Source organism: Paenibacillus sp. J2L1-98 (genome assembly GCF_056269405.1).
This window is the reverse complement of sequence record NZ_JBWDNW010000016.1, coordinates 96,426-108,688: the sequence shown is the minus strand read 5'-3', so window position 1 is coordinate 108,688 and position 12,263 is coordinate 96,426. Positions and strand designations below refer to the sequence as shown.

Sequence of the window (12,263 nt, the reverse complement as noted above, 5' to 3'; positions counted from 1 at the left end):
ACGAATTATATAGCTTGAATCCGTCTACCGGGAAGCAACAGTGGAAATATAATCAACCGTTGGAACGGAAAGGAGCGGCGCTTTTCAGTAAAAGCATCCTAATCCTCCCGCTCTAACCATACCACGCTCTCCACATGAACCGTCCAAGGGAACATATCCACAGGCACGACCTCAACCGTCCGATACCCGCCGTCCTCCAGCACTCTTAAATCCCGGGCCAGTGTAGACGGGTTGCAGCTCACATAAACGACTCGTTCCGGCTGCATAGCCAGAATCGTCTCAAGCAGCGCAGGATCGCAGCCTTTGCGGGGCGGATCGACGACGATGACATCCGCCGTTATCCCTTCCTCGCGCCAGCGCGGGATCACAACCTCCGCAGGTCCCGCCTCGAATGACGCGTTCGTGATGCCATTCAGCTCGGCATTGCGGGCCGCATCCTCAATGGCTTCCGGTACGATCTCCACGCCATAGACGCGGCCGGCTTGTCTTGCGAGGAACAGCGATATCGTCCCGATACCGCAATAAGCGTCAATAACGGTCTCCGATCCCGTCAATCCCGCATACTCCACTGCTTTGCGGTAAAGCTCCACCGTTTGCATCGGGTTCACCTGATAGAATGATCTCGCCGAAATCGCGAAGCGGATGCCGTCAAGCTCATCATAAATGACCTCGCTGCCCCAGAGAACACGAGTCTCATCGCCAAAAATGACGTTTGTATTGCGCTCGTTCACGTTCTGAACGATGCTCTTCACGCCAGGCAGCTCCTCACGGATACGCGCTACCCAGCGATCCGCCTCCGGCAGCTTCTTGCCGTTCGTTACGAGCACGACCATGATCTCGCCGGTCACCACGCCAGTCCGCGCCATCACATGGCGCAGCACGCCGCGGCCCGTTTCTTCCTCATAAGGCGAAGCGCCGAGCTCGCGTCCGATTCGCTTCACGACGCGAATCACTTCGTCATTATGCTCATGCTCAATCAGACAATCATCCATATCGATGATCCGATGGCTGCCGCGCGCGTAGAAGCCTGCGATCAATTGTCCATCACTAGAATCGCTGCCAATCGGTACCGAAGCTTTATTGCGGTAACGCCAAGGCTTGTCCATGCCAACCGTCTTGTGGACAACAATCCCCGCAGACGCATTCTCTCCATCTTCACGGCTGCCTTCCCCCGCAACCTGCAGCTTCCCAATCCGCGTCAGGTTATCCACAACATGCTGCCGCTTCCACTCCAGCTGCGCGGCATAATCGAAGTGCTGCAGTTGGCAGCCTCCGCACTCCTTATAGATATCGCAAGGAGGCTCGAGGCGGGACGGGCTCTGAAGCACCAGCTCTTCAAGCCGGGCATATCCATACTGCTTCTTCACTTTCATGACCTTCGCCCGCACACGTTCACCCGGAAGAGCTCCCTGAATAAAAAGGGTAAAACCGTCAGCGCGGCCTACCCCTTCTCCGTCATGCGTCAAGCCGATAATATCGACGGTGACTTCTTCATTTTTCTGAAAAGGCGCATCCACTGGAACCGCCGCTGCACCCGTACGGGCTGTACCGCGCGATCTTCCCTTGCCGCCTCTGCTTTTCCCTTTATGCATAAATTCTCTCCGCTCTATCTTCAATGCGATTCCTTATACGCTGCTAACTATTATTCCCATAAACCTGCAATCATCCGCGTTTAGCGGTACGTCGATTCGCCCGTTTCATCCGCAAAAATACGCAGATGCGACGGCAGCACTGAAAAGGTGCATGGCAGCACGCCGCCATATTCGCCGTCGAGGTTAATTTGCACGTAATCCGGCGTTGTCACCTTTAATTCGTTCGTCCGGAAGTGAATGACATGCGGATCGTTCAAATGTTCGCCGCGCAGTGCGAGCGTCACCAGCTTAATAAACTCCGGCAGGTTGCATTTGCGAATGAGCAGAACATCAAGCAAACCGTCATCCAGCTTGGAGTCTGGCGCCAAACGCTCGAAGCCCCCGACCGAGTTGCTGTTGCAGATGAGGAACATCATGAACTCGTCATGAAACTCGCCTACGCCGGCCGCTTGAAAAGTCAGCTCGGTCGGGCGAAGCCGGGTCATTTTCTCCATGCCCTTCATATAATAAGCGAGCTGCCCGATCATCGTCTTCAGCTTGCTTGGCACATCATAGGTCAGCTCCGTCAAGGAACCTCCACCGGCTATGTTAATAAAATAACGTTCATTCGCCTTCCCGACGTCAATCGGCCGGGTATATTGTTGAACAATAAGATCGACCGCATACTCCCAATGCTTCGGAATACCCATCGCCCTTGCAAAATCATTGGTTGTTCCCACCGGCAAAATGCCCAGCGGAGGCCGATTAGGCTTGCTCGTCAAGCCATTAATGACCTCGTAAAGCGTCCCGTCGCCGCCCGCCGCAATGATCAGATCATACCCTCGGTCCGCCGCTTCCGCTGCAGCAAGAGTAGCGTCTCCTTCACCGATCGTCGCGTGACAGCTTGTTTCAATGCCGCCCTGTTCCAGCCGCTGGAGAATATCAGGCAGACGTTTCTTCATTTCTTCTCTTCCCGATGTCGGATTATAAATTAGTCTCGCCCGTTTGATTGCCATCTTGGTTCACCCCTAACAATCCACTCAACCTGTCTTATAGGTACTAAACGATAACTTCTATTTCTCGTTCAAACGCTGCAGGCCATCATGCATCTGACGCTCCAGCCAGCGTTCAATCGCCAAATGCGGCAGCATCGCCCTGCCGTTATACCGGTACTCAAGTCCGGTAAGGCGCGTCGGAATAACATAATTCGTGAAATAACCCTGGCTCAGGAACAGCGGTACGACGATTACCGCTTCCTCCGGATTCGCCGCCTGCATCGCTGCAAGCTTCGACGCCGCTTGATCGGGCAGCAGCATCGCGTACTCTGCTCGCTTGAAGCCGCCAAGCGCGCGAAGCCGCTCGCCAAGTTTCAGCAGCCCTTCCTGCCAGCGTTCATGGAATACCTTTTCCTTGCTTCCGTGACCGATCAGCAGCAAGGCTTCCTTGCCTGGCTCTGAGGACAATTCCGCGATGTTAAGAGCGAGCAGTTCTGCGATTTCCGGATCATCGTCAATCGGCTGTCCATAATGAACCTTTGCGGCAACGCGAAACGTTCCAAGATCGCCTTCCAGATCCGTAACCCACGGAAGGCCGAACGCTTGCCCGATTTCATCCACATGCGTGCTGCCTGAGGATATGAACAGCGGCACCACGTACATGTCCGTTACTCCCTGCCGCTCAAGCTCATCGATTCCATCCTGAATAAGCCGTCCCTCGATAATTTCAAGAAAGGACGACACAATGGGAACGCCAGACAAGCGCGGCGAACCCGCTGCGGCCGATATGGCGTCGTCAACAAGCTTTACCCACGCGTCTTCTCTGGAGCCGTGACTAATGACGAGAATGCCTCGCTTCATCGAAGGAACCCTACCTTCCGAGACGTTCTAATGCCATTTTATAACCGTCATTGCCGTAATTCAAACAGCGCTTCACCCTCGATATAGTTGCCGTGCTGGCGCCAGTCTCAGCCTCGATTGCATTGTATGTGCTGCCCTTGCCGAGCATACGCGCTACCTCAAGCCTTTGCGATAACGATTGAATTTCATTTACCGTGCACAAATCATCAAAGAACACATAACATTCCTCAACCGATTTTAATGTAAGAACCGCTTCGAATAATTGATCTATTGCTTTATCGTTAAGCTTTTTGAGTTGCATACGCATTCACTCCTATTAAAACTAATGTAGCTATTGTATCTTTTTTACCCGTTTTTTTCAAACATTACCGTGTTCACGCTTTACAGAACAGAAGAGGCGGGAAGCCGAATTTTGAAGCAAGGATACATACAAGCACAGGGCATTTATCTAGAAAAAATTCCGCACACGGGGCATTCGTCCAATCCGTATGTTCGCCTACACCATAAACTGTTATAAAAGAAGGGTTGTGATCCGTGTGAATTACCGCAATAACCCCGGTACCGGCAACCAGCATAACGATTGGCACGGCGGCCACCGCGAAGCGCAAGGCCAGCCAAGCAAATCGTTTGGTGCGAAATCAGGCGGCTTCAGCTTCGGTGGAGACCTGCCAACGATGCCGCCGGAAACATCGACGCCGCTAACGCAGGATATCCTGCCCGCAGTCGTCTTACCGGAGTCAACAGCTCAGTTAGTCGAAACGACCGCCCCAGCAAAAGCAGGCGGCTTCTCTCTTGCCAACCTAGGCGATATCAAAGGCTTTGTCGACCGTATTGGCGGCATCGACGGCATCCTTACAACGGTTCAGAAGGTGCAGAAGGTGGTATCAAGCGTCTCCCAAATGGCGCCTCTTGTTAAAGTGCTTATGGGCTCTTTCAAAAAGTCATCCTCCGATTCGGATGATGATGATGACGACGGCGAATGGAAACCAAAGCGCCGCAAGCGCCGCAAGCCCAGCGCCGGTTCAGGAAGCGGCGCTGGCCGCCGCCGCAGGCCAAAGCGCCGCAAATAGCTTCCTCTTAGCCGAGGGGCTGTCTCAAAGGGTCTAAAAAACCTGAGAGACAGCCATTTTTTGTTTTTTTAGATTTGTGCAAGCGGGTGTTTGCAGCCGATTCGATGTTGTAAAAAGTGACTTAGTTTCATCTCACAAATCTAAATAGCGCCCGGGGCAGGAGTACGGCGGATTAGCTCTATTTTGCGAACGTAATCAGTCATTTTTAAGAGGCTGCTCTCCCAATACGCTGTATAATTAGTCAAAATCAAACTAATTGGCCGCTATCGGATAACTTACTTCGATTAGTTTCAGAAAACCGAATTAAACTGCCGAACGATGAACGATGCTTTGGCCCCAAAGTGAAAAGAGCCCCTGCAGCCATTTGGCTTCCGAGACCTCTCTGTTTTCGTATGCACAGCTATGAACGGTTTGTGCATAAATCGATTTGTTATGGTGTTAATTATATTTATGCACAATTTCACACAAGAGATAATAGTTTTATCCTGCTGTGGATAAAGCCATTATCCGATATATCCACAAAAGTCCTCTCAACTGTGCAAGGAAAATCAAAATTCCTGTGCACAAGCGCAACCTTCGACATGCTTCGTCAACATCTTCAAAGCGCCCCGTGCACAGTTGTTAATCCAATGTGTATATCCCGCTCTATTGATAAACAAAATACGGTTTCGTTTATCTTCAAATTCATACACAGCTGTTACTAATTATGTGTATATGCGCAAATTTCGACGGCATTCGATAATAGTTATCCACAGCACTAATGCTTGAGGACCGCGGGCAGCTTCGTAAACAGCACAAAAAATAGTGAGAAAAATCTCATTCCCCATGAACTTGGGTTCATGGCGAGTGAGGTTTTCCTCACTATCTCATTGAAAAGCTGCACGATCTCATTTGCCTGATAACGTCACTATTCCTTATAGGAAAAAGAAGTGAATAACCCAGTAGAAGAACATGGCCATAAGTATGGTGATCGGAATCGTGATGATCCAAGAAATTACGATACGTCCTGCGACGCCCCATTTGACGGCGGAGAAGCGCTTTGCGCTGCCGACACCGAGGATCGACGAAGTAATGACATGCGTCGTGCTTACTGGCAAGTGGATCATTGTAGCTGTCAAAATAACGGCAGCGGAACCGATATCCGCAGCGAAACCGTTGATCGGCTCGATTTTGAAAATCTTCGTACCCATCGTCTTAATAATTTTCCATCCGCCGACCGAAGTGCCGAGCGCCATTGCTGTCGCTGCGGAAAGCTTAACCCAGAGCGGAACGTCCATCGTATCTTGAAGATCTGCAGCAACGAGCGCAAATACAATAATGCCCATTGCCTTCTGCGCATCATTCGTACCGTGCGAGAACGATTGGAATGCAGCTGTCAGTATTTGACCGAAACGAAACCCTTTGTTCACCTGATGCGGACTTGACTTCGCAAAAATCAATTTTAATATCCACATGATAATAAAACCGACAGAGAAAGCGAGCAGCGGTGATATGACCAGCGCCTTAACGATTTTAATTAATCCATCGTTGTTAATCGCAGACAGGCCTGCTCCGCCGATGACCGCGCCGGCCAGCGAGCCGATCAAAGCATGAGATGATGAGGACGGAATACCGAACCACCATGTAATCAGGTTCCAAGCGATAGCCGACAGCAAAGCAGCAATTACGATCGGTACGCCGTGCTCTAATTCAGCCGGATTCGCGACGCCTTTACCGATTGTCGCCGCAACGCCGGTAAACGTAATCGCGCCGATGAAGTTCATTAACGCCGCCATAACGATAGCAACCCGGGGCTTTAATGCACGCGTTGATACGGCAGTTGCAATCGCATTAGCCGTATCGTGAAATCCATTTATAAAATCAAACGAAAGCGCCAGAAACACAACAATCCACAGAACGATTAATTCCATTAGTAAGGCTCCTACTCTCCAGGTTAGCTGTTACGCATAATGATCGATTCCAGCGTATTGGCAACATCCTCGCAGAAGTCGGTCGTTTGCTCCAGCATCTCATAAATCTCCTTGCGTTTCATCAGCTCAATCGGATCGGTAACGTTAGTGAACAAGCTCTTGATGCATACCCGAAGCAGATCATCCGCTTGGTTCTCTAATTCGTTAAGTGCAATGTTCGGCTCACGAATCGCAAGCAATTTACGTTCTGTCAATAAGTAGATAGCCTTCTTGATCTGATGCGATGAACGAACAAGAATATCGCCGAACAGCGTTATGTACTCGTCCTTTTCACGAATGTTGTACATTTCAAAACGGGACGCGCATGCTTCAATGCCGTCAAGCACATCATCAAGCGAAGTCGTCAGGGCCATAATATCTTCGCGCTCGATCGGAGTTATGAACGTTTTGTTCAATTCCTTCAGAATCGTATGCACATGTTTGTCGCATTTGCTTTCGTATTCCTTCATGGTTTTGGCGAAAGCTGATACATCCGATAGATCTGATAAGCCTTTGGCAAAATACTCGACAGCCACGACAATGCCGTCAGCCATTTCCTCGAACGTCTTAAAGAAAATATCCTTTTTCTTGAACATCGTAATCCCCTTTACCTGACTTGATGTTTAGGCGAACAGCTATAAGCCCACAATATCTTAACATAGTTTACATGTGAATTGTTAAGAGAATGTAAAGGTTTTATGAAAACTTTAAATTTTTCAAAATAAATATAGAAAAGGGCGCAATCCCGTAACAGGATTGCGCCCTTTTCTATCCTTGGAAGCTCATCCGTTAACGCCTGTTAACAGTGTTTCCAATGTTCTATGATTGTACCCACGTAACATGCTCTTCAAATGTCGGCTTGTTCGGCACGATGTGAAAGAAGGTTTTGCCAGGTACAAATGGAAGCTCCGCCCCGTTCTTTACGATCCGAATCATGCCATCGGGAGCCCGTACCCATTCCGCTTCAATCGCTATGCCCTTCTGGAACAGGATCGCCCTGCCTCCTTTGTTCAAATCGACGGAAAGACGCCCTTCCTTATCCATCGTCGTGTGATCCGCTCCGAGCACTACCAGGTTCGTCCCCGACAGCTGCTCATTGTTGTTCAGGTCGATATGCGGCTTATCGCCGATCGAACGCTTGTACAAGCCGGTCGCTGCATCGTATACGTAACCCACACTATAATTTTTGAGCAAAAATGATATCGTAATGTCGGTAGCCGGCACGCCTGACTCCGTAGAGCCCGCTTCCGCGAACGTATATGGAGGAACCTGCTTATCCAAGCTGTACTTCTTCTTCTCGGCACCCGTCCGCAGCTTCTCCAAACTCGAATACAGGTTATGCGGCGCCTTCCGCTCCTTGCTCCTCCAGAAATAGCTGCCCGCATTTGAGATTTCATCCAAATAAGGCTTGCCTTGATGCTGCAAAATATCATAGCCGTCGTTGCTGGCGCCCGCGTGAGCGAGCACCGCCCCGTAGCTGTCTCCAATATCAATAAGATAAGGCCTGATGCTGCGTATCGGTCCGATTGATTCTTCTAATGCATCCGTGCTCTGAAATACCGCAACTAAACGTGTAATGCCTCCTTCGGCGAGCACTTCCCATATGACGTCGGCGTTCGTCAGCCCAGACTGTGGACGAGCCGCTGCAAAGTTATTGATCATGACGACGACCGGACGTGCCGTTGCCGCCTTTTCCAGCTTCAAGCCGGTTAGCGGCGCAGTGTAAGGAAGCGGCGTCGGCTCGGCTGTCGGTTCCGCCTGACTGGTCGGTTCAATCGTTTCCCCCGTTTCCAGAGGCGCTTCATTGCCCCCGTTCCCCCCGCTGCATGCCGTTACCATGAGGATGAGTGACAATAGCAGCGCAGCTGCCGAAATTTGCATTCGTTTAATCATGAGCAACCCTGCCTTTCCCCGATATGTATAGATGTATTCGTTTTCACTTAACTTCCATTTAAACACAATTCCTGACGGTTGTCTCGATTAAAAGTTGTTTCTAATATAAGCGGCCCATCAATAAACGGATTATCTCAGATGCCAAATGGCTGTTGGGCTCTTTTCACTACCAGACCTAAGTTTGACCTAAGCAGCGTTAACCGCCCGACAGTTTAATTCGATTTTCTGAAACTAATTGAAGTAAGTTATCCGAGAGAGGAGGTTTAGTTTGATTTTGCCTAATTAAACAGCGTATTGGGAGAGCGGCTTCTAAACATGACCGATTACGTTTGCAAAATAGAGCTATTCCGTCGTTCTCGCATCACCAGCGTGGTTTAATGCTGTGAAATCGAACTAATAAACAAAGCAGCAATCGATCGAAATCAAAAAAAGGCGGTTCAGGACTAACCCCCTGCACCGCCATTTCGCTTAAATACTCCAGTGATGCCATTCCTCATTCTGCTTATCCAGGCCACTGAGCCAATCCGAGGTTACGCGAATGGCTTCTTCCTGATGACTGCGTGATGAATACGTATGATTCGCTTGAAAAATAATTTCCTTATCGCACAAGCCCTCGCTGCGGGTCCAGAACACCTTCTGGTACAGGAAGCTGTAGTCAACGGGGATAAGCTCATCGCTCGTGCCGTGAACAATAAGCACCTCTCCGCCAAATTTCGTTGCCGCTTGAAACGGCTGATGCTGGAGCAGAGATTCGAAGAACACGGGCTGCAGCGAATAGCCCTGGTAATCGGAGCTGCCTGCCGTCACGGCGTTGTCATAGCTGCTGCGTCCTACGATGCGCACAATGTCGTTAAACGGATAGGCAACCGGCGACCATAACACGAGCCGCTTCGCCCGCTTGTCCTTAACGGCTGTCATAATCGCAACCGCTCCGCCGAGGCTGTGGCCAAGCAATACGATCCGGCGGGGATCAACGCATTCCATGCCCGCCAAATAATCGATCGCGCTTCTAGTCTGATTCACCATCGAATCGAAGCCAAGCGCGCCATAGTCGCCGCCGCTCTCGCCGCAGCCGCCGTAATCAAACCGCAGAACGTAGGAGCCTTGCGCTGCAAGCGCGCGGGCCGTCTTCACGAACAACCGGTCAACCCCAATACGGGAGCCAATAAACCCATGGCATATAATAATCGCTTGCCTTTTCTCTGAATCGGTCTTACTTCCGTCTGTGGGGTAATGCAGCGTTGCCGCAAGCTCAAGCCCGTCGTGTCGCAGCGTCAAGTGCTTTTCCATCCCGATAACCTCCTGATTGCTTATATATAATAATTCCTACCTGTATACTTTGAATTAATATTAAAATCATAATAGCATCACTGCTATTCGCCTGTCAATCACCTAAAACGAAAGGTTATTGCTATCTGCCGGCTTATGATCAATATTTTGGCGATCAAACGGGACATACTATGCACGGGATAGATTATTTTTGTTATGCCTCACAAAACTTTAAAGCCCATGCTTCTCAATACTTATTAGGAGGTGCTTACCCTGCCTTTATGGATTGAATGGTTGAAGGAGCACTGGCTATCCTTCCTGATCGTTGCCGGTGCCGTTATTGCGGTTATTTACGTCATAGCCGACCGTAAATTGCTTTTCTATAAAGAATGACGACCGAGCGCCGCAGAGGCTTATTCCTCATGCATAAGCGGAACCCGAATCGTCACGATCGTACCGGCTCCACGCTCGCTGTCAATGGCAAGCTGACCGCCGTGGAGCTCTATGATTTCCTTGCAAATGGCTAAACCGAGCCCAGAACCGCCTTGGCCTGTACTCGCTTTATAAAACTTCTCCGTCACATGCGGCAAATCCTCGGCTTCGATCCCGCAGCCGGTATCCGCTACAGTGAGCTTCGCGCTGTCCTGCTCGGTTGCAGTTGCGACCCGGATCGTTCCGCCAGCCGGGGTAAACTTAAGCGCATTATCGATTAAATTGATGATCACCTGCTTCAGCCGGTTCGCATCCCCCCGCACGACAATCGGGCCATCACTATAAGAAGCCAGTATGCGCACGCGCATATGCTCCTCACGCACCGCCAGCTGATTCACCGTCTCCTTTACCGGCCCGTTGAAATCAAGCACCTCGCTGTGCAGCTCCATCGTTCGCGCGGACAGCTTCGAGAAGTCGAGCAAATCCTCGACAAGCCCCGATAACCGCTCCGTCTCTTTGCTAATAATCGATAGGCCCAGCTTAACCTCTTCGTCATCCTCGGTAGGCTTGCTTTCCTTCAGCGTCTCGCTCCAGCCCTTTATTGACGTTAAAGGGGTACGCAGCTCATGCGAAATAGAAGAGATGAAATCATCCTTCAGCTTCTCCCGCTTGCTCAGCTCCATAACCATCGCATTAAACGTATCCGCCAGTTGGCCGATTTCATCATCATTCCGGTGAATCGCGCGGCGCGTCCAATCGCCGTCAGCCATGTACCGCGCAGCCCGGGTAAGCTCACGGATCGGCTTCACGATACGCTGCGCGAGAAATAAGCTTAAGCCAAGAAACAGCAGCACCACTCCGACACCGACCGCAGCAGCCATACGGATAAGCAAACTGACCATCGCATCCACCTGTTGCAGGGAAGCCGAATAGCGGAGCATAGATACTACGCGCGTTTCATTCCAGAGCGGAATCGTTACCGACATGACGCGCTCGCCATAATACGGGTCGACGCCTCTCCAGCTTCCGGTCGTACCTGCGATTGCCTCCTTCACGTCAGCTGTCGTGTAACGGATGTCCGGCGCAAAGCCGTCCGAGTCGATCCGAATTTGGCCGGTGCTGTCAAGCAGCTGCAGCCTTATTCCGCTCTCCACCATATATTGCAGCATATAATCGCCTTGATCCTGCACCGTTAGCGAGGAAAGAGAACGGCTGTGCAGTGAAAGCGCCGACTCCGCTCTTTGCTTAACCGAGCTTTGGGCGCTTCCGTAATAATAGTTCCACATCAAAGCGGCAAACACGCCTCCGAGCACGCTGACGACAAGCACTATGAGCAGCAAATAGCTCCACACCATTCTCGTTTGCACGCTTTTCATTCGCCGCCGCCCCGCTTCCAGCGGTAGCCATAGCCCCATACCGTTTCAATAAAGGCGGGATCCGACGGGTTTATCTCGATTTTTTGGCGGATTCTCCGAATGTTCACATCAACCACTTTAAGATCGCCGACGTAGTACCGTCCCCAAACCTCTGTCAGAATATGATCGCGGCTGACGCTCTCGCCTACGCGTTCCATGAGCAAACGGACGAGCGTCCATTCCGTAGGCGTCAAAATAATTTCCTTATCCTGCTTCCACAGCTTGCGCTCGGAAACAGAAATTCGAAACGGCTTTACGAACAGCTCCTGATAAAAGCCTAAATAAGGTCCCGGCGCCTGCCCGGCTTGTATGGACTTCTGCGCTGCAAAAGGCGCTGCTTCGGGTCCGGCCGCCGGCCTCTCTTCACGGGCTGCCGCTCCTTCATTTGCCGCAATCCCTTCAGCAATCGCGCTAATCTTCTGCTCCTGTGAAGCAGGCTCCGGATTCATACGCCGATAAAGCGATTTAATGCGTGCGATGAGTTCGCCCGGGCTGAACGGTTTTTGCACATAATCGTCAGCTCCAAGCTCCAATCCGTGTATTTTATCCTCCTCCTGCGACTTCGCCGTGAGCATAATAATGCCCATGCGCGGATAGCGGGCGCGCAGCTGCTCGCATACCTCGAACCCGCTGATCGTAGGAAGCATCACGTCCAAGAGCGCGATATCGATCGGCCCTTCCGTCTCGGCGAGAGCTAGAGCCGCTTCACCCGCTTCTGCTTCAAAGACTTCCATACCGTTACGCTTCAGGTTAATGCGGACGAAGCCGCGGATGGACTCCTCATCCTCCAACAATAATATTCGCATAG

11 protein-coding genes are annotated in these 12,263 nt (G+C 51.0%); 1 reads left to right on the top strand and 10 read right to left on the bottom strand.

Annotated elements, in window-relative coordinates:
• Positions 1-98 precede the first annotated feature (98 nt).
• From rlmD to AC0YNZ_RS22945, 4 genes are all read right to left on the bottom strand, one after another.
• The gene (gene rlmD, locus AC0YNZ_RS22960; RefSeq protein ID WP_475828822.1) at positions 99-1,592 is read right to left on the bottom strand and encodes a 23S rRNA (uracil(1939)-C(5))-methyltransferase RlmD; all 1,494 of its coding nucleotides are present in this window, start codon (positions 1,590-1,592) and stop codon (positions 99-101) included.
• Positions 1,593-1,672: 80 nt separating this feature from the next.
• Entirely contained in the window at positions 1,673-2,587 is a 915-nt protein-coding gene (locus AC0YNZ_RS22955; protein ID WP_475828821.1) for a diacylglycerol kinase, read from the bottom strand.
• A 57-nt stretch (positions 2,588-2,644) separates the two neighbouring features.
• Positions 2,645-3,427, bottom strand: a complete 783-nt coding sequence (locus AC0YNZ_RS22950; RefSeq protein ID WP_475828820.1) for a sirohydrochlorin chelatase — start codon at positions 3,425-3,427, stop codon at positions 2,645-2,647.
• Positions 3,428-3,437: 10 nt separating this feature from the next.
• Positions 3,438-3,728 carry a YerC/YecD family TrpR-related protein gene (locus AC0YNZ_RS22945; protein ID WP_054026535.1) on the bottom strand — a complete coding sequence of 97 codons (291 nt, stop codon included), beginning with the start codon at positions 3,726-3,728 and terminating at the stop codon, positions 3,438-3,440.
• A 235-nt stretch (positions 3,729-3,963) separates the two neighbouring features.
• On the opposite strand from AC0YNZ_RS22945, the gene AC0YNZ_RS22940 reads away from it, so the two are divergent.
• Entirely contained in the window at positions 3,964-4,497 is a 534-nt protein-coding gene (locus tag AC0YNZ_RS22940) for a tyrosine protein kinase (protein WP_475828819.1), read from the top strand.
• 914 nt (positions 4,498-5,411) lie between these two features.
• Here the strand turns inward: AC0YNZ_RS22940 and AC0YNZ_RS22935 are convergent.
• The 6 genes from AC0YNZ_RS22935 to AC0YNZ_RS22910 all read right to left on the bottom strand — a co-directional run bounded on the left by AC0YNZ_RS22935 (position 5,412) and on the right by AC0YNZ_RS22910 (position 12,261).
• Complete coding sequence (locus AC0YNZ_RS22935; protein WP_475828818.1) at positions 5,412-6,407, bottom strand: inorganic phosphate transporter; 996 nt, start codon at positions 6,405-6,407, stop codon at positions 5,412-5,414.
• Between the two features lie 23 nt (positions 6,408-6,430).
• Complete coding sequence (locus AC0YNZ_RS22930; RefSeq protein ID WP_475828817.1) at positions 6,431-7,042, bottom strand: DUF47 domain-containing protein; 612 nt, start codon at positions 7,040-7,042, stop codon at positions 6,431-6,433.
• A gap of 223 nt (positions 7,043-7,265) precedes the next feature.
• Positions 7,266-8,339 (bottom strand): DUF3048 domain-containing protein, encoded by a 1,074-nt coding sequence (locus AC0YNZ_RS22925; RefSeq protein ID WP_475828816.1) that lies wholly within the window; start codon positions 8,337-8,339, stop codon positions 7,266-7,268.
• A 468-nt stretch (positions 8,340-8,807) separates the two neighbouring features.
• Complete coding sequence (locus AC0YNZ_RS22920; RefSeq protein WP_475828815.1) at positions 8,808-9,629, bottom strand: alpha/beta hydrolase; 822 nt, start codon at positions 9,627-9,629, stop codon at positions 8,808-8,810.
• A gap of 392 nt (positions 9,630-10,021) precedes the next feature.
• A complete protein-coding gene (locus tag AC0YNZ_RS22915) occupies positions 10,022-11,416 on the bottom strand; it encodes a sensor histidine kinase (RefSeq protein WP_475828814.1) in 1,395 nt (464 codons plus the stop codon).
• A complete protein-coding gene (locus AC0YNZ_RS22910; protein WP_475828813.1) occupies positions 11,413-12,261 on the bottom strand; it encodes a response regulator transcription factor in 849 nt (282 codons plus the stop codon). Before AC0YNZ_RS22910 ends, AC0YNZ_RS22915 begins: the two co-directional genes overlap by 4 nt.
• Between the last annotated feature and the right edge of the window lie 2 nt (positions 12,262-12,263).